We start from the raw sequence: 24,152 nt of genomic DNA, 5'->3' as shown, positions 1-24,152 counted from the left end.
CTCCTTTGATTAACGTGCATGCGTATCATGCACATAAAAGGGCTACCGCCTTAGGCATGTAGCCCAGCTTCCAGTAATAATAATATATTTAGTTTACTTTTACCGTTTCAGCAACTGCTTCTTCAATTAGAGCTGATTGAGCTGCTTTATGAGAATCTGCATCACCTTCTGAAGTTGAGCTCATTGCAGGACGACCTACATAACGAAGCTTTTTACCTTCAGATAGTTCATATAATGTTTCCAATGCGTAATTCCAAGTACCTTGGTTTTTAGGTTCTTCTTGTACCCATACGATTTCTTTAGCGTTAGGATACTTAGCAATAATATCAGCAACTTGCGCTGTTGGGAATGGGTAAAGTTGCTCTACACGAACAATGTGTAAGTGATCGAAGCCTTCTCCATCTTTCACGCGGTCTGCTAAGTCAATCATTACTTTACCCGTACCTAATACAATTCGTTCAACAGATTTAGTTTTTGAACCTAAACCTGGTTGCTCGATTACTTCTTGGAATGAGCCATTTGCTAATTGTTCAGCATTTGCTGCAGCTAATGGATGACGAAGTAACGATTTTGGTGATACAACCACTAATGGACGCACACCTTCTGTTTCCAACAATGCTGCTTGACGACGTAATAAGTGGTAGTAGTTCCCTGCATTCGAGCAGTTTGCAACAAACCAGTTATTTTCAGCAGACATTTGTAAATAGCGCTCCATACGGCTTGAAGAGTGTTCAGGACCTTGCCCTTCATAACCGTGAGGTAAAAGAATGACGAAGCCAGATTTTTGACCCCACTTAGAACGTGCCCCTGAAATGAAGTTATCAAACATCACTTGAGCCATGTTCGCGAAGTCACCAAATTGCGCTTCCCAAACTGAAAGTACGTTACCTTTTTCTAAATTGTAACCGTATTCAAAGCCAACAACCCCAGCTTCTGTCAATGGTGAGTTGTGTACTGTAAATGAAGCGCTTGCACCAGAAATGTGGTGAAGTGGTGTAAATACGTTACCGTTATTTTTGTCATGTAACACTAAATGACGTTGTGAGAATGTACCACGTTGAGCATCTTGACCAGTAAATCGTACTGGAGTGCCATCTTGAATTATTGTTGCGTATGCTAATGTTTCAGCATGACCCCAATCAATTTTTGCAGATGCAAATGCATCACGACGTTTTTCTAAAATTTTGCCTAATTTCTTTTGTGGCTCGAAGTTTTGTTCAAACACAAGTAGTTCTTCGTTAATCGTTTCTAAACGCTCCGCACCTACTGCTGTATCGATTTGTGGGAAATTAATTTTTAATTCTTCTGGCATTTCTAAATGTTTATGTTCATCTTTTTCTGCCATTTCTTTAACGTGATCATAAGCAACCTGCATCTCAGCATAAATAGCTGAATCAAGTGCCGCAACTTCATCAGCAGTAACTAACCCTTCTGCTACTAACTGCGCTCCGTATAATGCACGAATTGTCTCATGTTTCGAAACAAGTTTGTATGTTTCTGGATTTGTTACAGTTGGGTCATCTGTTTCATTATGACCATGTCGACGGTAACCAATTAAGTCAACAACAATATCTTTACCGAATTTTTGACGGTAGCTTGCTGCAAAACGACCTACTTGAGAAACAGCTTCTGGGCTGTCTGCGTTCACATGAACAACTGGTACTTCATAACCTTTTGCTGGGTCAGAAGAATAGACAGATGAACGTGAGTCTTGAAGCTCTGTAGTGAAACCAATCATGTTATTTGCAATGATATGAATTGTCCCACCTGTTGAGAAACCTTCTGTTTTCGAATAGTTTAACACTTCTGTAACAATACCTTGACCAGGGAATGCAGCATCACCATGTACAAGAATACCTAAGCCTTTAGCTGGATTATGCACAGCTTGCCCTGGTTTTGATGTATCATCTTGTGTTGCACGAGTAGAACCTAATACAACTGGGTTTCCAACTTCTAAGTGAGAAGGGTTATAAGCTAGTTTTACGTTCATGCCTGATTCACGAGTATATGAAGCACCCATGTGGTATTTCACGTCGCCAGTCCAACCTTTTGTAATTTCAAGTCGACCATGCTCTGGCATAAATAAATCGTTTGAAACATGTGCAAAATCAGAGAACATCATGTCATATGGTTTATTTAAAATATGTGTTAGTACATTTAGACGGCCACGGTGCGCCATTCCTATACGAACATTTTCAACATTGTTTGCTTCTACTGTTTTTAAAATTTCATCAAAAAGGACAATTTGAGTATCTAAACCTTCTCCAGAGAAACGTTTTTGACCAACAAATGTTTTGTGAATAAATTTTTCAAAGTTTTCAACACGTGTTAAACGATCTAATAACGCTTTTTTCTCATCTGAAGTTAGTGCTTGTTTTAAAGAACCAGATTCGATTTGTGCTTGAATCCATTCACGTTCTTCAGTTGCTACAACATGCTCATATTCAAAAGCTACTTTATCTGTATAGACAGATTTCAAATAGTCAATAGCATCCTTACCATTTTTCACGCCCGCTGGCACATCTTTGAAGAAGATAGCAGCAGGTATTTCTGCTAAATCCGCAGGACTTAAGTTGAACGCACTTTCTTCAATTTGTGCTGTTTGAAGTGCACGATTTTTCAAAGGATAAATATCTGCAGCTAAATGCCCTTTAGAACGAATTGCATCAGCTAATTTAACAGCTGCCAATACCTTTTTATAATCGCCAGCAGGAGCTGCTGAACCACTTACTACAGCTACTTCACCTTCTACTTCTACTGGTGCACCAAATTGTTGGAATAATGATACTAACTCCGGTTCTACTTCTTCAGGAGACTGTAAGAATAAGTCGTATTGCTCCATCACATATCCTAAGTTAGGACCAGAGAAAGCTGACCATGGAGAACTTACAGTTGTAACGTTGTTCGACATGAAAAATGACCTCCAAATTTTGCCTATCGGCAGTTCCATTAATTAAATTACAATTAATTATATAATATTATCCCGTTCTTTTAAAGGATGTTTGACACAAGTTATCCATATTTTAAAGAACGTTTTTTCCATCTCAATCTTACTACTCTTCACAAAAAATACAACACTTTTTAGCAAATTAAGCAATTTTTTTCCCGAAGGCTAAAAATCTTAAATAAACCGCGCATTTTCTTTAATATTTTAGCGGTATCCTCAACAAGAAAACGGTTCCAACATTTTCTTCACTCTTGACTTCTATCGAAGCATTGTATTTTTCAAGTAACATTTTAGAGATACTGAGACCTAAGCCTGTACCGCCAATTTGGCGATTTCTTGCCTCATCAACACGATAAAAACGATCAAAAATATATGGTAAATTATTTTCAGCTATACCAATACCGTTATCAGCGATTTGAATTTGCATTTCATCTTCCTGTATCGAAAGGGAAATATTTACTTCCGGAACTTTTTCACAATAACGAATCGCATTTTCTACAATGTTGCGAACTATTTGACTAAGTGCATTAGATGTTATAAACACCGCCCCTATTTCACCATTTTTCGACAGCGTTATTTTTGCTGTTGGGTATAATAGCGCCATTTCTTCTATCACACTTTTAATTACATCTATTGGGTTTGCTTCACTCATCTCATCTTTTTCTTCCCGTCGTGCAAGCTCCAGTAACTCTTCAATCATTTTACGCATTCTTGTAATTTCCGTCAGTGATGTGTCTATTGACTCTTCAAGAATAGCAGGATCGTCTTTGCCCCAGCGTTTCAATAATGAGAGATGTCCCTCTATCGCCTGAATCGGTGTCCGTAATTCATGGGAAGCATCTGCGACAAATTGTTGCTGTTGAGCAAATGATATTTGCAGTTCATTCATCATTGCATTGTACATTTTTAACAAGTCGCCAATTTCATCATTTGATGTATAGGATAGCTGAATTGGTTCATTAAAACCTTGATCCATTACTGTTTTCATTGATGCACGTAATGCATGAAGTGGCTTCGTTAAATAATTTGCTAAATAATACCCAATGGAACCTGAAAGTAATAATGCGCCAACTCCTGCAATGAGCATAGCAGTCAACAAATAACGCATTAATGATTCAAAACGTGTTAACGGATGTATCACTTGAATATATACTTGAAAAAAACCAAGTTGTAACGGTTCGTTCACAACATACGCATCTTTTTTGTCAATAGTCGTCTGGACAATTGACCCCATCGAAGAAAGCGGTGCAGCTTGTGAGGCATTATTAATACGTAAAATTTCAATACCATCATTATTAAATAGTCGGACAGTTTGGTCACGATCGACAATTGATTTCAATAATCCCGTATTTTGCTGAATTTGTTGTATCGAGATGTTTGGCCCTTGTGACTCTAAGAATGAAACGACATCATCTCTTGTTCGTTTCACTTTACTTCCTTCATCATTTAATAGCCAAGTATGCAGTGATACATATACGACTATACAAATAATCGCATAGCTTATAAAAATAACTGCACTAGATGTTAACATCCATTTTCTTTGTAATGATAGATTACTTAAGTATTCCTTTATTTTTTTCATTCGCGCATCACGTACCCTACTCCACGAACAGTCTCAATATAGGCATTGGAATCACCGGGTAGTTTTGTCCGTAAATGGCGAATATATACATCAACGACATTTGTCTCGATATCAGCATCATATCCCCAAACAGAAGTTAGAATTAGCTCACGTGTACATACACGATTTTTTTGTTCTATTAATAGCTTTAACAAATCATATTCGGTTTTAGTCAGATCAAGTTTTTTACCTTGAACCAATACCTCGTATGCATCAATGTCAATTTCAATATCTCGAAATTGAAGTGTGTCCCCTCCTATTTTTTCGTTAGGCTCTACACGGCGCAAAATAGTTCGTATACGTGCAAGCAATTCTTCGATTGCAAATGGCTTCACTATGTAATCATCAGCCCCAGCATCTAAACCAGCAACTCTATCCATTACTGCGTCTCTAGCGGTAAGTAAAATTATCGGTACCTGGGATTGAGTACGAACCCTGCGACAAATTTCAATTCCATTAATACTAGGTAGCATCACATCGAGTAATAGCACATCATAATCTTCCGTTGTGGCAAATGCTAGCCCTTCTCGCCCATCAAAGGCAACGTTTACATTATAGCCCTCATGTTGTAACTCTAGTTCTACAAATCGGGCAATATGCTTCTCATCTTCTACTAAAAGTATTTTTTTAGGCATCTGATCACCTTCTAATTTCAAAATATAAACATCATCTTTATTATAGTACTAGCATAACATCAATTAAAAAGCCTGTACCACAAGTAAATACTCGTTTGTACAGACTTTTTTTATAGTGGTCCAGTAATAAATAAATTATTTTTTCCGCATTCCTTCGCTTTATATAAAGCTTGGTCTGCTAGATCCATTAGCGACTCAAGAGTTGTTGCGTGGTCAGGATAATAAGCAATCCCAATAGATGCAGTAGGTGCAAAGAAATACTTTTCTATAGTCCATCCATTTTTCAATTCATTGCGAATACGGTTAATAATATGCATTATCTGAACTTGTCTTTCTTCTGGATTCCGCGTTAAACCCGTTAAAATAATGATAAATTCATCTCCACCCATTCGGATGACTAAATCATGACTACGTACAGATGTTATTAGCACATTACCGAAATTACGGATAAAATCATCACCCATATCATGCCCATAACGATCATTTACATCCTTAAAGTCATCTCCATCAATATAAAGCATTGCGATACAAGTACCTTTTGCATGTGCGTCCGAAAGTAGTTTAGGGAATTCTTTCAATAAAAACCTTCGATTCGGTAACTGCGTTAGGCTATCGTGATAGGCTAAATATAGCAAATCATTTTCTCGTTCTTTTCGATGAGTAATTTCACGTGAAACCATTATTATTTGGGAAATTGTTTCGCGTTCTGTATCATGCACTACCGTTACATTTCCTTCAGTCCAAACAGGCGTACCATCCTTTGACTTAAGCAAAAGTTCAAACTGCGTGTCCGACTTAGCAGTAAAATCATTTAGAAATGCTTGCCACGCTGGCTTACTTTGCTCCTCGATTATACTATTGTAAAACTGTCCCTGTAACTCAACAATCTCATAGCCTAAATACATCCTATAGGACGGTGAAGCATAAATAATAATGCCATCCTCATTGATGATGACAATTAAATCATTTGTATTTTCAGTAATTAATCGGAAAGTACGCTCAATATTTTTCAATTCCGTTAACATTCTCTTCTTGTCCGTAATATCATAGTTAATGGATAAATATTGTTCCACTTTGCCAAATTCATTTTTCAATGGCACAATGGCTGCCTCTACCCAATAGTCTGCATGATATTTGGTGCGATAGCACAGCTCCCCTCTCCAAACCTCCCCCAATACAAGGGATTCGTTGATTGTTTGAAAAACTCCTTTTTTATTATTACGTGGCTCGATAAGATTATAAGGTTGACCAATTAGCTCTTCAGCTGTAAATTCAGAAGCATTTAAAAATAAATCATTAACTTCCATAATCGTGCCTTCGTTATCTAAAATAGCAATAGAAGTTGCGAAATTTAAAGCCGCCTTAAACACTTCGAGACCATGGGTTTTTGAACGCAGCTCTGCCTTTTGCTCGGTAAATTGTGTAAAATCTTGCATGATAAGAAAAATAGCAAAGGAGTTATCACCTTGCATTACTGGTGACAACGATACTAAATACATGCGCTCCTGTTTATCCAATGTATGAAGCTTAATCAGCTTTTCACCAATATTTTCGCCCATTGCAGCCCTTTGTAAATAGTTTTGTATTTTCTCAATTTCCTCATGAGGGATAATAGGTAAGTCAATGAACGGCTGATGTTTCACCATATCATTATCTAAATTAAAATCTTCTATGAAGCTTGTATTTACTTCATATATAGTACCTTCTGCAGATAAAATGACTGTTGAAAAATAAGCATGATCGAACATTGATCGCATAAATAAAAATTTATCTTCAATACTTCTGTCATATAGAATTTCTTTTGTAATAGCTAAAATATAATAATCATCCCCGTCTTTTATTGGCCGGACAGAGGTCTCATATTTTCTAACTTCTGATTTAACATAAGCATAATCCACATAATCGATTTGTTGATGCTGTTCAATAGCTCGGTGATAATTTTCTTGAATAATGACAAAATTCCGACGAGAAGTAACAGCAGACAGCATTTTCCCAAGGGCATTAGTAGATACCAGAACTTGGGCAGCCTGATTTAAGCGAACATATTGATAATCGTCTCCTACTTTTTTCATTAAATAGACGAAATCTTCTCCAATAAATAGTTGATTGAAAAGTTTTTCGCTTAAAAGATATTCCATAATGTCACTCTCCATTATAAAGTCACATATATATAAATTCGTTATAAATGGTATTTATTTATAACATAAAAATTACACTAATATTATACCATATATACATTCGTTTAACTTTCTTGAATTAAGAAAGATTCTATCCTTTTTGGAGAAAAATTTGATGAAATTTTACTAAAAAATCAAGAAAACGATACTAAGGTAATACCATTTTCGCCATTTTGATGTAATATAATACTATAATAGACTTTTTATCCATATATAACATAAGAAAGCAAAAGGTGTTTTTTCTCTATTATTCTGAATTAACTGACAATTAAACTTATTTTTTGTTTAAAAGAGCAAATTGATTGCACCAAGCAGTAGACTTGTTATATTATATCAATAAAACTAGCCATTTTTCGGTATGGTCGCAAAATCAGTAAGACTGCGGGAGATTATGGATATCATAGTTATAACGTCTAGTTCTTTGGGTTTTTAATTCCAGTACGAATTTTAGTTTTATTCTTTATGCTTTAACGGAATTGTTTTGACTACCCTTGTAAAGGAGGCGTTTCGTATGCTTAAACATCGAGACCTTCATGAATGTACAGAGCTTTATGAGCTATTATCGCATCCATCTGTTTTTCCCTTCGTCCGTCAAAAAGCCAAATCGGCGGATGAATACTGGTTTATGACCAAGCAACTAATCGAAGAAGAAGCGAGAGGGCTCGCTATCTCAAGGACAATTACCGATGATTGGGGGCAACCAATCGGCACCATTAGCATTCATGATGTTGAGGACGGTGCGGGCTTCCTCGGAACGTGGATAGGACTCCCCTATCAAGGGCAAGGTTACAACCAAAAGGCAAAAATGCTTTTTTTGAATGAATTATTTTTTGATTATAATTTCAATACGGTTTTCCTTCGTATTCGAGTAGAAAATATTAAATCACAGCGTGCCGCATTAAAGTTACCTTATGTTGTAGATGCAAATGATAGTCACCCTACATTATTAGCACAAGTTAATAGTGGAGAGGCACAATTTAATTTATATAAAATCCCACGTGACTTGTTCTATCTGACAACTGCCAATCAAACACAAGAAGGCGAAGAACAAGCAATGTAATAGAAACAATCAAAAAAGCAATGTGTACTGTTTATCATAACAGCACACATTGCTTTTTATTTTTTATATTGTAATATTAACTTCGCCATCTCATCTGGCGTTTTCGGTCTTTGGGTTTTTGCCATCGTAGCTGTCATTTCGGATTTTCGCTCGGTTAATGTATATACCGATTTTATGAAAGATTCCTTCGTTAGTTCCTCTTCTTGCAATACTTCGGCATATCCTTGTTTTTTGAATAAGTTTGCATTCAAAATTTGATCGCCACGACTTTTTTGTGCAGAAAGAGGAATTAATAACATTGGTTTATGAAGTGCTAAAAATTCAAAAATAGAATTAGATCCTGCACGTGAAACGACAAAATCGGCTGCATGCAGCAAATCAGGTAATTCAGTTGTCACGTAGTCAAATTGTTTGTAGCCAGGCATTGATTCGAAGCTTTCATCTTTATTCCCTTTTCCACATAAATGAATGACTTGGAATGTTTGAAGTAACTCAGGTAAATTATGGCGTAATGCGTCATTTAACACTACAGAGCCAAGGCTTCCACCCATAACTAAAAGAACGGGTTTAGCTGCTGTAAAACCACAGAACGAAAGGCCTTTAGCTTTGTCACCGTTAAATAATTCTTCACGAATAATGGAACCAGTACATGTTGCTTTTTCATTTGGTAAATGCTGTAGCGTTTCTTCAAAAATAGTGAAAATATGAGAAGCAAAAGGTAGGGCAATTTTATTTGCCAAGCCAGGCGTAACATCGGATTCATGTATAACGACAGGTACACCAGCCAATTTAGCTGCCATTACTACAGGTACAGAGACAAAACCACCTTTCGAAAAGATGACCTCTGGCTTCACTTTTTTTATAATACTAAACGCTTGCATAATCCCAGCAAGCACTTTAAAAGGATCTGTAAAGTTTTTCATAGAGAAATAACGACGCAATTTCCCGCTTGCTATCCCATAGAAAGGGACTTTAGGAAATGCCTCGCCTATTAATTCTTTTTCAATACCTTGCTCTGAACCAATATAGTGGACATCATAACCTAGTTCAAGTAAAGAAGGTAATATCGCTTGGTTAAGTGATACATGGCCTGCTGTCCCACCACCGGTTAAAATGATTGTAAGTTGTTTCACGTAAATTCTCCTATTCCTTAAAAGCCATTGTAGCCAACCGCTACTTTTTGTTTACAGTCTTTTATTTTACTATATGCGAAGGAAAAGATATAGATGAAGCTTTTAATTTTTCAGTCATATTATGTCTACTCTATGCTATACTAATTCATTATGCTTATAAAGGAAGTTACTCACTATGGATCAAACTAAAACGTTAAAACAAAAGTATGCTTTAATTTTAAAAATCATTGTGCCGATTTTAGTCACCCAAGTAGCTATTTATCTTATCTCTTTTTTCGATATTTTAATGTCTAGCCGCTACGGAACAGCCGATTTAGCTGGGGTTTCAATAGGCTCATCCATTTGGATGCCTATTTATACGGGACTTTCTGGTATTCTATTAGCGATCACGCCGATTGTGTCCCAACTCGTTGGAGCAAAGAAAGAACACGCTGCTAAAAAGGCTGTACAGCAAGGCTTATATGTTGCACTTGTTCTTTCTGCCATAATATTTATTTTATTATTTTTCGGGCTCGATTGGATACTTGGAAATATGCAATTAGAAGAAGCAGTACATAACATTGCCAAATCCTATATTCATGCAATGTGCGTTGGACTTATACCACTTTTTTTATTTTTTGTCCTACGTTGCTTTATCGATGCGTTAGGTCAAACACGTGTAACAATGATTATAACGCTACTTGCAACACCTATTAATATTTTATTAAATTACATTTTCATTTTCGGCAAATTCGGTGCGCCGGAGCTTGGCGGTGTTGGTGCTGGTGTCGCTACCGCTATTACTTACTGGTTACTTTTCTTTATTACCGTTTGGATAGTAGCCAAGCGGGTGCCTTTTGAACACTTTCATATATTCCGAGAATGGCCTAAGCTGGAATGGTTAAGCTGGAAAGAGATTTTAGTTATTGGTGTGCCAATCGGCATCTCCTTATTTGCGGAAACAAGTATATTTTCTGCCGTAACGATGATGATGAGTAGCTTTAGTACTGAAATTATTGCTGCACATCAAATCGCAATTAACTTTACATCGTTGTTATATATGGTTCCTCTTAGTATTTCAATGGGTGTTACGATTTTAGTAGGTTTCGAAATTGGCGCTGGTCGACTACGTGATGCAAAAATTTATAGTTATTTATGCGTTGGGACTGCCATTGTATTTAGCTTTTTTTCAGCTTGTATTCTTTACTTACTACGCGAACAAATCGCGACAATGTATTCAACGGATCAGTTAGTTTTAAAATATGCACAACAATTTTTAGTATTTGCTGCCATTTTCCAGCTATCAGATTCTATTCAGGCTCCAGTACAAGGAGCTTTAAGAGGATACAAAGATGTAACGATAACATTCATTATGGCGATTATTTCCTATTGGATTATCGGATTACCTACAGGTTATTTACTAGCTAACTATACTGACTTCGGGCCAGTTGGATATTGGCTTGGGCTTGTAGCTGGCCTATCTGCTGGAGCTATTACATTATTAATACGCCTACTGCTCGTACAAAAAAGATTCGTTTTACGATAAATACAACGCAAAAATGTTGAATATGAACATTTTTGCGTTGTTTTCTATATCAAAGACTAAAGTCCTTACTATCGGAGAATCCCTGTACGAATAATCGAAACTTTCACTTTCGGTTCTAATGTAAGTGATGCGAATTGTTCGTGCCAGTCATCCTTAAGCATTTTTGGATGATAGGCACGAATATATCGACCTATCGCTAACGTATCTGACTTCTGTTCTTGTAGTATTTGAAGCACTTCCTCAAAGTCAGCTTGAATTCTTTGTTGAAAATTATCTTCTAGCGCTTTTAACGTATCCTTCTTATACAAATGATTCTTTGAAAACTCATCAATTTCTAAATCGATCTTATAGTCCATCGTTATTTTTCCCATGGCTTCGTTGATTGTCCACTTTCTTTTTAAATGAATGACTTCTGAAGTGACAGGTATTTCCTTATCATTTAAATTCATCATATATTCAATACGTGCATGTTGACTTGCTTCATCCATTAATAAAAGCATACTTAACGATTGTTTAGGATTTAAGATTTTCCCTGTAAATACCTGACCAGAAAACAAAGCAACCCCTGCTGCATCTGCTATATTTTTTTCTTCATTCATTTTTATATAGGGGATTGATATATCTATTGCATCATCAAACAGCGTCGAGCCAATCATTTGTAAATCAAGTTTGGGGTAAATTGTATTTTTCTCAGTACTTTCAATAAAGCGCTGATAGTACCCCCCTGCATTGTCTGTTACTTCCTTAGTTAACTCAATAAAAGGCTTTACATCCCCTTCAGTCAACGCAACTTTAATAGATATCGGATTTTGAGGATCACGAAAATAAATATCTAAAATATCATAAAGAGGTTCTTTTACAGTATCACTTGAAATGAGAAGTGTCGCTAATTCAGACAAATCTAATGTTTGTTCCACTTTCATGTCGGCTTTATTACGGATATCGCGTGGAGAAATACCTTCCGCTTCTATTACCATTATTTTACTTTTGTTATCAATTAACTTAGGGTATGCGTAATATCCTTTATATTCTCCTACTTTCCCTTCAACTCCAACGAGTGACACAACTGACGAATTTTTATATAAACGCTCATCCCAACAACCAGCGAGGAATACAATCAACAGTAATATTATCCCTTTTCGATGCACTCTTTCCCCCTCCATTTATTCCAAAAAATAATGAGTATAGGCAATAGAAAGGTAAAAATTAAAAATATATAATGGAAGGAACTTTTCATAAATTCGATCACTCTAAATTTAACAAAAAAAAGCGGGACAATCGCTAGCAACACATGATAAACAATAATTTGCAACTTAGGTCGTTTTCTTTCTTTTACAAAATGAATGATTCTAAAGGTAAAATTCACAATCATTACAGTAACGATTGACCAAGATAACCAAATATACACAAAGAAAATATCAAGTCGCTTCACAAATGTCACTTCTTGCGATTTTAAAATATAAATAATCGGCTCTGGCACTAGTTTAATTTCCTCAATAGTAAAAAACATTTGAGAAAAAAGCACTGAGATTAAATAAAATACAAAAATCACAAGCTGATATATAAATATCGGCTTGCCCTTTAAAGTTAACTCCTTTTGTAAAAAGGGGCGAAATATTAAAAACATTTCTGCGCCCATAAATGCAAATGCTCCATGAATAAAGCCCTGAATGATTTCTTTTTTATTAGTAAAATCAAGCGGAAATAAATTTGTCCAAGTGAGATCTGGTACCGCTAGCATTAAAAAAATGATAAATATAAATACGAGCGGAATAAGCATCACACCAATATTGATTACTGTTTCTGGTCGACTTAAATTGGCATATAACGATAGTGCCACAATAAAAAAGATGACAATCCATTCGGGTGTTTGAGGTAAAACCCATGATGCTAATACAAATTCCATATAGGCTATAAATGACGCCAACATTAAAAACCAGTAAATTTTATAGACCCATTGAAAAAATGTATTCAAATAAAAATAACGATAATAACGTTCAAAAAATATTAATAAAAAATAATGCCATATTGCTGCTACGATAAATAGCACCCAAGCCATATTTCTACTTTCACTAATTAATGGCGTTTGAAAGGATATATAAATAAATCCTGTTTCAATAAAAAATAATAGTAAAAAAAATTGTCCTTTAGATAGGGAAAAATTCAAGGTGTATCACCATTCTTTACACTGTTATCCTTCGGTGGACTAAACGTTGTGACTTGGACAGTTGGTTTGAAATACGGCCCTCGTACAAACACTTTGTATAATTCCTTTGGCTGAAATGGCACAATTGGAGCAAAGTATGGTTGTTTTAAAGAACTTAAATTAATCAAGTGAATCAATAACACAACAACGCCAATGACAATACCGAAAAAACCAAATAATGAGGCGAGCAACATAAATGGGAATCGAAGCATACGAATTGATGTATTTAGCTCTACGGAAGGTACTACATAGCTTGAAATTGCGGTTAAAGCGACTACTATCACCATTAAATTTGATACTAAGCCAGCACTTACAATAGCATGCCCTATTACTAATCCTCCCACGATGCCTATTGTCTGACCTACTGATTGTGGCAATCGTATACTGGATTCTCGAATGAGCTCCATAATAATTTCTAAAATAAGAGCCTCGATTAACGGTCGATAAGGTATTTCATTTACATCACTCTTTACTTGATTACTCAACTCTAAAGGAAGTACTTCAAAGTGAAAACTGATAATAGCAATATAAAATGCAGGTAAGAAAACAGCTGCAAGAAAAGACATTAACCGGACTATCCGATAAAAGGAACCAACCAACACACGACCATTATAATCGTCAGGCGATTGATAAAAGGAAAAAAACGTTACAGGTGCTATTAAAGCAGTTGGAGAAATATTCGTTAACAATACGACTTTACCTTCTACTAAATTAGCCACAACGCGATCAGGTCTCTCCGTATTTAGCAATTGTGGAAAAGGCGACCAAACAGAATCCTCTAACTCATCACTTAATTGGCCAACACTATAAAAATATTCAATGTTAATGGCGTCAATACGTTTTTCAATCTCATCCAAAGTTTCAGGCTTTATGACCCCATCAATATATAAGTAATACGCTTTCGTATTTGTCTCTTTACCGATTGAAAAAGATTTAACTACAAGCGCTGGATTATGAATTCGTTTCCGTAATAATGCTAGATTTGTTTCGAGGCCCTCGACAAGACCCTCATGTGATCCTCGCAGAACATGCTCATTATTAGGCTCGTCAGGATTTCGTTGTACTTGGTTCACAACAGTAAGAGAAAGCATTTCACCAGATTCAGGTATAACAATTAGTGTTTCGCCATTACAAATGTGCTCAATAGCTAGTGGTAGAGAAAATGGCTCAAGTGTGGTTATTAACGTTTCACTCCAAAAGGGCTTGTTTGTATCTAAACGTGCATAAATAGTATCGAGTACTCTTTGCACTTCTTTTGCATCTACGAGCGAGGAATAAAAGCATAAAATAGCAGACGTTCCTTCTCGCCAGTCTACTTGTCTCACTGTAAAATCAGACGAATGATTAAATGCTTTTTGTAGGCTTTTCATCATTAATTCCACTTTATCCATAAAACGCCTCCTATACTTGGAAGTATAGGCAAAAAAGGCTTTTCTCAAACTGCTATGTCTTCTTTTTAATTGTTCAGTTTTCAGTTCTTTTCAACATAAAAAGACGCCCAAATAAGTCTTAAAGACTTATTGGACATCCCATTATTGCATTGTTTAGTTTCTCGTAAACATTGACATTATTATTTTTGAATAAATTGTTGTGTCCAGTAGTTTCCAGACTTCACATAACCAACACCAATATGTGTGTAATTAGCATTTAAAATATTAGCGCGGTGACCTGGTGAATCCATCCAAGCTTGTACTACCTCTTGAGGTGTACGTTGACCTTGAGCGATATTTTCACCGGCACTCTTATAAGTAATACCTAAAGCTTTCATACGATCAAATGGTGAACCGAAAGTTGGGCTAGTATGTGAGAAATACTTTTTCGATTGCATATCTTGAGATTTTTCTCGAGCAGCAGCCATTAATTTATCATCTGTTTGTAATGCTTTTAAACCAGCTTTTGTACGCTCAGCATTCGTTAATTTTACTACCTCTTGTTCAAAAGCACTCACATCCGATGTTGTTGTCGTCGGTGTAGTAGTAGTCGGTGGTGTCGTAGTTGTATTATTTTGTTGATTTGTTTGTTGATTTGTTTGAGTATCTTTAGATGGTGTTGTCGTATGTGGTTTAGTTACAACCCACTTGTGATTTGACCAATTATTATAATAGTAAACTTTACAGTTTGTAGTCTGATTTGCTGTGTTCCCCTCTGTAGTATTAGAAGCAGCAGAAGCCAACTGAATTGGAGCTGCTAAAAGAAATGTTGCACAAATTGCAGTAAGTGTTTTTTTCATTTTGCAATCTCTCCTCTCTGCAACCTATCGTAAAGTACGATTCTATTAAAAATGTTCCCAACATCTGCTAGCTTCTCCAATAGAAAAGTAGTTTACGTTAAACAGGGGTTTTTTTGTTATAATTTTTAGCAAGTTTCACCATGCTATGCAATACTTACGTTTTATATAGGGTTGACAATACTCAAAATGAAGCTATTTATAGACTATGTTTTTTTAAAAAGAACAGTATATTATTGTAGCAATCCATTAAATGTAGGAATAAAATTTTATAAAATCTGAGATAAAATAAAAAAATTCTGCTCGGACCTACTGGATAGCTTGACGCTATCTAGTAGGTGCACGCGCAGAAATACTCTTAAAACCTATTTTCAGCTTAATTTAATCAATACCAATTACATTAACACGCCCAATATTTTCACCTATTAAAACAAGCTTCGCTGGCATTTTAATGTATTCTGGAAGCCATTGCACCATTCCATAGGCATATTGGAACAGCATTGGATTTTTAACACCTTCGATTGGAACGTAGCCCTTCATCCGATAAACCGAATCTGGCAATGTTCTTACCCAATCCTCAAATTGCTCCTGTGTAAAGTGAACACCGTCGAACTCCACTAAACGAGAGCCTAAATGCATTGATGATATAGGTGCTTTAATAATATTTTGTTTATCGATTTGTACCGTAGCCGTTAAACTTTCAAGTAAATGTAATGGTACACGTCCATTAGTAGTTTGTAAAATAAAAGCATGTGGATTAAAACCTTGTAGCTCATAAACTACTTTAGCTTGCTCCGCTTCGCTTAGTAAATCCGTTTTGTTGGCCAGTAATAAATGCGCATGGCGAATTTGTTCCATAAATAATGTACGAACTTGTGGTGTTAATGTTTCACGATCTAACCATAGCTTAGAGTCTGCAACTGTGACAATACCCTTTACATTTAACTGCTCGGCAAAAATGGGAGAATAGACAGCATCCAATGCTTCTACAGGATGAGCAGCACCAGTAGTTTCGATAATTAGAACATCAAATTCACTATCTAATAGTAGAGATTGAATTTGAGCCTCTGTTTTTTCAGCACCTGAACAACAAATACAGCCTTCTAGCATCTCTTTAAGAGGAACATCCTCTTCCACTGCTTGTGAGTCAAATGGCAGCTTACCAAGCTCATTCATAATAACAGCTGGCTTTAATCCCTTTTCTTTTAGTTGACGAATTACATCTGTCAGCATCGAAGTCTTACCGCTTCCTAGAAACCCACTAAATAAATATACGTCCTTCACAATCATTCCTCCTATAAAAAAAGCCGTCGCATAGGCCGTACGAGACGACTTGTGCGACAGCTACTGTGTTAGTTAGTTTTTTTCTCAGTTTCATCTTTAGCATCAGAAATCAGTTCTTTTGCTTTTAAAAGTTGAGGATCTTCTGATTTCATTTTTGCACGTAACGCATCCATTAATGCATAAGTTGTTTCGTTCGATAAAATACCTGTTTCTTCAAGCTTATTGTCAGCTTGCAGTTTTTTCACCGCACGCTCTGTAAACTGGTCAAAGATACCGTCAGCTTTACCAGGCTCATATCCTAGCACCTCAAGCATTTCTTCAGCCACTTTAATTGAGTCTGATTGCAAGCCGTCTTTCATTTCAATCGTTGGATCTATAATTGGTAAAGAAGCATATGCAGGATAAGCAACTTTTACATCTGGTTCAATACCTTTTTCATTGATCCAGTTACCGTTTGGTGTTAACCATTTACCAGTAGTGAATTTTAAATTAGAACCATCTTTTAACGGCGTAACATTTTGTACTGTCCCTTTACCGAAAGAAGTTTCACCAACAATTTTAGCACCAACTGACTCTTTTAAAGCGGCAGCTAAAATTTCTGATGCCGAAGCACTTCCATTATCAACTAATACAGTTACAGGTAAATTGTATTTTTTTCCTGCTGCAGCATTCGTAATTTCAGGCTCTTCATCTTTTTGTTGCACTTGCACAATCGGTTTACCTTCTGGCACAAATAAATTAGAAATTTCAACTGCTGCATTTAAATACCCACCAGGATTTTGGCGTAAATCAAGGACAATCCCTTTCATGCCTTTTCCTTCGTATTCAGCAAGTATTTTTTCTAGCTCTTTTGCTGTTTCTTCACTAAACGATGTAATTTGAATATGCGCAATATCTCCATCTAGCATTTCACCATACACCGTTTCAACAGGAATATCATCCCGAACAATCGTCATTTGAATTGGCTCAGCATTTTCTCCGCGTTTCACAGTTAGTTTAACAGGAGTACCTTTTTCACCACGAATTAGTGCAACTGCTTCAGAAGCGCTAAATCCTTGTATACTTTTGCCGTCAACAGTTAAAATGATGTCTTTTGGCAATAATCCCGCTTTTTCAGCAGGTGAATTTTTAATAGGTGACACAACAGTAATAAAACCATTACGTTCTTGAATTTCAGCGCCAATTCCCTGGAAGCTTGAAGATAATCCAGAGTTAAACTGTTCTGCTTCATCTTTCACCATGAAATCAGAATATGGATCTTCTAACGCATCAAACATGCCGTTAATAGCACCATCCACTACTTTTTCATCATCAATATCTTTGTAGTATTTGTCTTTTAGCATATCAAATGCTTCGTATAATTTTGTAAATTCCGCACGTTCTATCGGAACTTTTACTTCTACTACTTTCTTTTCACCGAATGTTAACGCAAAAATTGTTAAGCCTGCGGTAATTAAGATTGTAAAGAACATCAGCATAATAAATTTAAACGGTTTCATCTGAATAAATTGTCCCGCTGGTTTTACCTCTACTTGCTGTGTTTGCTCTTGCTGTTGTTCTAAACCATCTTTTTTCTGTTCATCCATCTTGATTGTCACCACTCTCATATACACTAACTTGTTGTCACACTATTACCATCTTAACAGGTTATAGAGGAGACGAAAAGAAAAAGCGTGTCAAAATTTCATGACAGCTCTTGTCCCTCTATTAACTTCATAAAATTGCACCTTAAAAACGTCGTTTTTCTAGACAATTTTCTCTGAATAGAACAGCATCTCTAAAAAAGCTTTCTATTTGCAATTTATAAATAAAAAGCGCCTCAGATACCTTCCTGAGGCACATTTATGCTCTTAGCTGCTAAGTTTAAAGTATATAATAGTACTGCTTTTCTATTTTACTCATTTCCTATATGCAGTCAACTAAAATACTCATAGATTTTGTTTTATAGTAATTAAGCTTCTACAATATATGTTACTAGCGCTAATTTAGCTGTTTTTATTTTATTTTCTGCACTTTTGGCAGCAGATAGCCCTGTAAATGTTCCTGTTTTCACACGATATTGCGCGCCATCCTGTTCAATATAAGCAACCCAGCCAAAACGTTTCTGCATTATATCTACTACGCTGACAGCTGCATTACGATTACTATATGTTCCAGTGATAATACGGTACTTCATTGACTCGGTTGGTGGTTTTTCGGGCTGTGGCGTATCAATACTTGTAATCATTTTCAAAAAATTAGTCCAGGAGACTTTCCCCGCACGTATATTTCTCGGACAGTTTTTGCCACTGAAATAATGATGCTGAACGACATTTTGGATTGATATATTTTCATCTTTCATGATTTTTGCTATTAAAGCTGCTGCATTTTCTACAGCCTTATTAAAATTGCCATCACTATTTACACATATTTCAACCTGAATTCCTTGCGTATTTCCTGTATAAGTTCCCGCTCCCCAGCATTCCCAATAATGCTCAAAAGATTGTACTGCCTCATGATCATCTACTTGCCAATGCCAGCTTGCCGCTCTGCTATTACCATTAATTTGTAGTCTAGCATGGGCATCTGCATCTGCTCCTACGCTCGTATTATCGGTTTCATGGACAACAATATATTTTTTTGCATTGTTTTTCCCATTCGTAATCTTGGCTGCTTGATTTGCGGATACTAATTTTTGTCTTATTGATACCACGCGATTACCCCCCTCCTATTAAAATACATTTCATATCTTTATAGTGACTCATTAGAAAACCGACTACTTAAATTGTAATCGGTCCAAATAACGAGCATTATTGTTTAACTTACTGCTCTAGTCTCGTCACTTGCCATTAGTAACATCCATATGAAATGATGTTTAATTCTATAGTATGCGCTATTGCCAAGTTCAGTTGTGTTTTTATATCCACTCTATTACGTAAAACGCCTAAAGCTATTGCATCTCAACTTTTGATTTATTGTTGCGTCATTCAAAAGGTGGTTTTGTTACAGAAATCATTTTTTCCGAAATTGACATGAACGAAAATCATCTGCAAGTGTTGCTCTTTAAAATGCCCTTCAGCATACTGTTTAACAGAATGTCTCAAGAAAGCATGATATCCATTCCCCTTTTTTGTCTCGGGCGCATAAGATAGTCATAAGATAACCGAGAATTAAAAGGAATTAGGGAGGGCTTTACAATGAACAACAATCAAAACAATTCAAACCAATCTACGGATTCACTCGATATTTACGCTGCAAAGCTTGCCTATATAGGGACGTCCATTTCAACATTAGGAGATGGCATTCAAACCATTGCCGCGGGGCTCACTTTAGAATCATTAAAAAAAGCAAGCAACCAAAGTTCACAAGACTTACCGAACCAAACAAAACAGACAGAAAACATGCAAAAGCAAATCGATTATTTAATAGCTGAATTAAAACATATAAAAAAATATTTGAAATAAAATACAAGCATTGATCGTCAAATATCTTTAGCCATGCATCTAACCCATTTACATAATTAAAGCTCCCATAGTGAATTGTGAAAATCCGTATTGAAGCATTCATCCAAACCTCTATAGCTAGAGGTTTGGATTTTTTGTTGAATGAACAATAACTTGGTGCATTCTCATTAAATTCTCCAATTCATCATTATATACAGTTATATATTTCAGAAGAGGACAAAATAGAAATTTGGTCAATTAAGCAATGTGAAAAGGTGAAAATCAATCTTACAATCAGACAGATGACACATATTTCAATCACTACCATTTTTCCAATTAGCTTCCATACACGACTTTTTTATGTTACAATTTTTGTAAATATTTATTTGTAACAAAGTGAGGTGAACCTGGCATGTCCTATATGAACGATTTACAATACTACTTAGACAGTAATTCTATCGGTGTTATTGTAGAACTTTTATTGGTTACTTCTTGTATGGCAACAATCGTTTTTATTGCAACTAAAAATCAATATATCTCTTATTTATCATCGGCACCTATATTTTATTTCATTTCTAAATGGTTCTATCAAAATACGCATTTAATTTTTATCGTACTTGCGATGACTGTACAAGCACTAATTATTTTATGTATCCAAAAGAAACAAAATAGTAATGAAGAAGCCTTAAAGAGCGAAATGATAAAACAATGATTCTACTTTTTATACTGGACTTGCATATAGGACAGAATTAGCTAGAAGTAAGTCCAGTGTATTACATACATAATGGAGGATACTCAAAATGAGCCGAACAGTCACTTTTGCTGTAAATACTAAATATGAAGAAAGAATACAAGAGACATTTACTTTTGCACAATTAGGAATTGACGAAAAGATGAATAACGAAGAAACGAAAATGACCATAGAAAAAATCTTTGAATCGTGGGTTTATACAAAACTCAATATTTCTTACAGTATTGTTTTCAATATGGATAGTGAATAGCGTTTTGTATCCATGTATTATTCATCCAACGATAAGATGTGATGAATTTCTGACCGTCCTTCAATGCCGCTCTTCCCCAGTATTTATTGACTCCCCTAGTTAATAGCTCAGTATACCTTGCGTCTTTTCCGTAATATTCCATTTCACATGGTACAATGAATTAAAAAAAGTACTAGCTCGACTAGGTAGGTGAAGTTGTATGAAAAAATTTATTATTTTCACGATACTCTTCATTGTGCTATGTCCATATTGCCTTGTGCAAATTAAGAAACATTTTTATGAACATCAAGTTCACAACTATTTAATAGAACAAATCAAGTATACAGAAGGTGATATTCAATCCATTAAATGCCAATGGTATTTAGGAGGATTACCAAACTATTCGGTGGATGTTATTTTTACGGATGAGCCAGATGTTGTCTATATTTATTTTGTTCATCATAAAGAACACATAGGTCAGTTTGAACACTATACAATTTACGGCAAAACGCTGCCGCCAGAACAATTAAAACATTATAAGCCTTATGATTATTAGCTGACACCAAAACATGGATACAATACATCTATTTTTATAGTCGTGATTTTTTTGTTAGATCACTTGTTATGTATATAACTGTCTTTAATGAAACATTTAAAGGTTTGGATTTTCATTATAGTAGCTGTCCTTCTTAAATCGGGAAATTTGGGCATCAATAATTTTTTTGAAGAGGTGATTGCATGGAGAGGTTTGAAGTTTCATTTAAAAATAAAGCTGTAAGGGTTTGGTTTTACACGGTTTTCCCCGCAATAATCATTACCATAGCACTTTTTATAATTTTGCCTTATGAACAAAATCGATATGCTTCATTAGGTCTTTCAGCTGTTACCACTTTGTATTTTATTTGGTTCGCGTTTTATTCTAAAAAAAATCGCAATTAATGGCTATCGCTATCCCTCGCGCAAGATTGTCTTGCTTTAGTGCATAAAATTTTGAACTCCCCTTTGAACACTTTGATTCATTTGCAAAAAAAGAGGCGCGTTCCATCTATGGTACGCGCTTTAGAATGAATCGATTATTTTTTCTTGTTCCTTAACTTTTTTATTAAATCATCAAAGTATTGAACTGCTTCGTGCACAGCAGATTTTTTAGCTAATGCAATTCCCTTTTGGATAGAACGATTCGCCTCATCTAATTTTTTTGCCTTCATTTGGGCATCTGCGAGGCAATACCAATAATACCAAGCATCCATTTGTGAAATTTTATCCTGATAAAATTTTTCGATGTTCGGATAGTATTTCGAATAGGAAGCTTCATCATAAACTAACTTTTCGCCATTCCATTTTAGGACATCCACTAAATAGCTATCACCAATGTAAAGTTGCCAAATTGCTATAGCCACTTTTTGTTTTTCATTTACAACATCCATTTTATTATAAGGAATTTCTGCAATCTTTTTTAATGAATGATTACCCCATTGGAAAACTTCAAGTTCACTTCCGATTGCTGCACCGATTGTGACACTGAATAAATACTCTTTTATGCCATCACCTGTAATGTCTATCAAACCAGAAAAGTCCAAACTTACGCCTTCCGTTATTGTTTCCCACACCTTATGCCATCCGGTCTGGTCCTTTTTGAGAACAATTGCGCCAAAATGGGAAGGAGCAGGTTGATCTTTTGCTTTTATTTCAAACGTAAAAATGATTTCTTTCTGCCCATCGTTGTTAAAATCATAAAATTGAATGGACTTTGTGGAGACAGGCATATTGGGATTGATAAGTGAAGAGTTCGACGGCATAAATGCCTTAACAATTTGCATGAAATCTTCTTCTTGTTGCTCATTCGCGTGAACAACAAGCGATAAAGCATTCACAACCACGAGTGACAGCATCGAAATTAGCAATATTTTCTTCACCAACATATCTCCTATTCAAATAAAAACAATGATTATTTGTAGTATGGACGAATTTAGTGAAGTAATGCTTTAGCAAAAGATGGCATGAAAATAGCGATTGTATCTCCTTTTTTTAAACGTTTCAACTTTCATTCCTACCTTCTCGTTGTAACATATTATCTTACCAATCAATCTCCTTATAAATATCAGAAAGTATTTTACCCTCGATCGTTCCATCGTTAAAAATGTTCGGATGTACTAAATATTTGTGTATTAGTCCCTTTAACCTTTGTTAAATAAAAACCTTCTACATTTTGACTTATCCAGTATTCTTCTTTTTGATAAAAAAATTAAATTCTTCTCCCCTAGCTACACGCTGTTGGAGCTCTTGAAAATCAACCCAAGTCATGTTTTCCCCCTATAAACATATTAGAAAATTAAAACCATCACATCCAAGCATAGTACTAGCTATTAAATTTTAGGGTTTTTTCTACACCATATTCCTCAAATTGATTTAAATCAGAAATATTCTTTATAGTGAATTATACTTTACTAAAATAAGAATTAATAAATTCCATGACCGTGAATATGAACATAGCGAAGGTTAGTAGTACCCATAAACCGATTGATAAATAGTCGGGTTTTTTATCTTTTTTTAAATCTCGTATTTTAGTCACTAGAATCATTGTAATGGATATTGTCAAAACGATATTACTGAAATGATCATATTTAAAAATAAGTATTGCAAGCAATATAACTAAGACACCAAAAACAATAATTTTTATCTTTTCAAACTTCGTATAAGATTTTTTCATCGTATCTGATCCTTTCAATCAATTTCGCTTTGCGAAACCTTCATCTGGATTCAGTACATAAATGGCATTTATGCACCACTTATAGAAGTGCAAAACTTATGCTTAAGCAAATTAAAAAAGGCTACCATTCACGTCCTTAGTATATATGCTTAGATTTTTAAAAGTAGTGATTGACCATATTTGAACAATCGCTTTGCATTAAAAATCCACTTTTGTTTTAGCATA

General features: G+C 35.4%; 20 protein-coding genes. 6 read left to right on the top strand and 14 right to left on the bottom strand.

What is annotated here, in order from left to right; translation table 11 throughout:
* Positions 1-88 precede the first annotated feature (88 nt).
* From NSQ74_RS15615 to NSQ74_RS15600, 4 genes are all read right to left on the bottom strand, one after another.
* Positions 89-2,911 (bottom strand): 2-oxoglutarate dehydrogenase E1 component, encoded by a 2,823-nt coding sequence (locus NSQ74_RS15615; protein WP_340824500.1) that lies wholly within the window; start codon positions 2,909-2,911, stop codon positions 89-91.
* A gap of 232 nt (positions 2,912-3,143) precedes the next feature.
* Positions 3,144-4,529, bottom strand: coding sequence for a sensor histidine kinase (locus NSQ74_RS15610; RefSeq protein ID WP_340824498.1), 1,386 nt, complete (start codon positions 4,527-4,529; stop codon positions 3,144-3,146).
* Positions 4,526-5,203: a response regulator transcription factor gene (locus NSQ74_RS15605; RefSeq protein ID WP_340824497.1), complete on the bottom strand. Its 678-nt coding sequence runs from the start codon at positions 5,201-5,203 to the stop codon at positions 4,526-4,528. The genes NSQ74_RS15610 and NSQ74_RS15605 overlap by 4 nt, the downstream gene beginning before the upstream one ends.
* Before the next feature lie 110 nt (positions 5,204-5,313).
* Entirely contained in the window at positions 5,314-7,341 is a 2,028-nt protein-coding gene (locus NSQ74_RS15600) for a diguanylate cyclase domain-containing protein (protein WP_340824495.1), read from the bottom strand.
* Between the two features lie 550 nt (positions 7,342-7,891).
* Here NSQ74_RS15600 and NSQ74_RS15595 point away from each other — a divergent pair.
* The gene (locus NSQ74_RS15595; RefSeq protein WP_340824494.1) at positions 7,892-8,440 is read left to right on the top strand and encodes a GNAT family N-acetyltransferase; all 549 of its coding nucleotides are present in this window, start codon (positions 7,892-7,894) and stop codon (positions 8,438-8,440) included.
* Between the two features lie 56 nt (positions 8,441-8,496).
* Here the strand turns inward: NSQ74_RS15595 and NSQ74_RS15590 are convergent, their stop codons facing one another.
* Positions 8,497-9,573, bottom strand: coding sequence for an undecaprenyldiphospho-muramoylpentapeptide beta-N-acetylglucosaminyltransferase (locus NSQ74_RS15590; protein WP_340824493.1), 1,077 nt, complete (start codon positions 9,571-9,573; stop codon positions 8,497-8,499).
* A 175-nt stretch (positions 9,574-9,748) separates the two neighbouring features.
* Between NSQ74_RS15590 and NSQ74_RS15585 the strand changes: the two genes are divergently transcribed.
* Positions 9,749-11,098, top strand: a complete 1,350-nt coding sequence (locus NSQ74_RS15585) for an MATE family efflux transporter (RefSeq protein ID WP_340824491.1) — start codon at positions 9,749-9,751, stop codon at positions 11,096-11,098.
* Between the two features lie 68 nt (positions 11,099-11,166).
* On the opposite strand, the gene NSQ74_RS15580 is transcribed toward NSQ74_RS15585, so the two are convergent.
* The 7 genes from NSQ74_RS15580 to NSQ74_RS15550 all read right to left on the bottom strand — a co-directional run bounded on the left by NSQ74_RS15580 (position 11,167) and on the right by NSQ74_RS15550 (position 19,507).
* Entirely contained in the window at positions 11,167-12,246 is a 1,080-nt protein-coding gene (locus tag NSQ74_RS15580; protein WP_340824490.1) for a Ger(x)C family spore germination protein, read from the bottom strand.
* Complete coding sequence (locus NSQ74_RS15575; protein ID WP_340824489.1) at positions 12,228-13,265, bottom strand: GerAB/ArcD/ProY family transporter; 1,038 nt, start codon at positions 13,263-13,265, stop codon at positions 12,228-12,230. Before NSQ74_RS15575 ends, NSQ74_RS15580 begins: the two co-directional genes overlap by 19 nt.
* Positions 13,262-14,695 carry a spore germination protein gene (locus tag NSQ74_RS15570; protein ID WP_340824488.1) on the bottom strand — a complete coding sequence of 478 codons (1,434 nt, stop codon included), beginning with the start codon at positions 14,693-14,695 and terminating at the stop codon, positions 13,262-13,264. The genes NSQ74_RS15575 and NSQ74_RS15570 overlap by 4 nt, the downstream gene beginning before the upstream one ends.
* Before the next feature lie 179 nt (positions 14,696-14,874).
* On the bottom strand, positions 14,875-15,534 hold the full coding sequence (locus NSQ74_RS15565) for a CAP domain-containing protein (protein ID WP_340824487.1): 660 nt from the start codon (positions 15,532-15,534) through the stop codon (positions 14,875-14,877).
* A 378-nt stretch (positions 15,535-15,912) separates the two neighbouring features.
* Positions 15,913-16,815: a CobW family GTP-binding protein gene (locus NSQ74_RS15560; RefSeq protein ID WP_340824486.1), complete on the bottom strand. Its 903-nt coding sequence runs from the start codon at positions 16,813-16,815 to the stop codon at positions 15,913-15,915.
* A 68-nt stretch (positions 16,816-16,883) separates the two neighbouring features.
* Positions 16,884-18,401: a lmo1851 family serine protease gene (locus tag NSQ74_RS15555; protein ID WP_340824485.1), complete on the bottom strand. Its 1,518-nt coding sequence runs from the start codon at positions 18,399-18,401 to the stop codon at positions 16,884-16,886.
* Between the two features lie 365 nt (positions 18,402-18,766).
* Complete coding sequence (locus NSQ74_RS15550; RefSeq protein WP_340824484.1) at positions 18,767-19,507, bottom strand: N-acetylmuramoyl-L-alanine amidase; 741 nt, start codon at positions 19,505-19,507, stop codon at positions 18,767-18,769.
* A gap of 484 nt (positions 19,508-19,991) precedes the next feature.
* On the opposite strand from NSQ74_RS15550, the gene NSQ74_RS15545 reads away from it, so the two are divergent.
* From NSQ74_RS15545 to NSQ74_RS15530, 4 genes are all read left to right on the top strand, one after another.
* Positions 19,992-20,258: a translation initiation factor 2 gene (locus NSQ74_RS15545; protein WP_340824483.1), complete on the top strand. Its 267-nt coding sequence runs from the start codon at positions 19,992-19,994 to the stop codon at positions 20,256-20,258.
* A gap of 391 nt (positions 20,259-20,649) precedes the next feature.
* Positions 20,650-20,949, top strand: coding sequence for a hypothetical protein (locus tag NSQ74_RS15540; protein ID WP_340824481.1), 300 nt, complete (start codon positions 20,650-20,652; stop codon positions 20,947-20,949).
* An 88-nt stretch (positions 20,950-21,037) separates the two neighbouring features.
* Positions 21,038-21,238 carry a hypothetical protein gene (locus NSQ74_RS15535; RefSeq protein WP_340824480.1) on the top strand — a complete coding sequence of 67 codons (201 nt, stop codon included), beginning with the start codon at positions 21,038-21,040 and terminating at the stop codon, positions 21,236-21,238.
* 199 nt (positions 21,239-21,437) lie between these two features.
* Positions 21,438-21,773, top strand: coding sequence for a DUF3139 domain-containing protein (locus NSQ74_RS15530; protein ID WP_340824478.1), 336 nt, complete (start codon positions 21,438-21,440; stop codon positions 21,771-21,773).
* Positions 21,774-22,290: 517 nt separating this feature from the next.
* Here NSQ74_RS15530 and NSQ74_RS15525 read toward each other — a convergent pair.
* Positions 22,291-23,133, bottom strand: a complete 843-nt coding sequence (locus tag NSQ74_RS15525) for a hypothetical protein (protein WP_340824476.1) — start codon at positions 23,131-23,133, stop codon at positions 22,291-22,293.
* A gap of 521 nt (positions 23,134-23,654) precedes the next feature.
* Complete coding sequence (locus NSQ74_RS15520) at positions 23,655-23,927, bottom strand: hypothetical protein (protein ID WP_340824475.1); 273 nt, start codon at positions 23,925-23,927, stop codon at positions 23,655-23,657.
* Between the last annotated feature and the right edge of the window lie 225 nt (positions 23,928-24,152).

This window comes from Lysinibacillus sp. FSL W8-0992 (assembly GCF_038008685.1).
GTDB lineage: Bacteria > Bacillota > Bacilli > Bacillales_A > Planococcaceae > Lysinibacillus.
The sequence above is the reverse complement of the archived record's forward strand: the minus strand, read 5'-3'. Positions and strand labels throughout refer to the sequence as shown.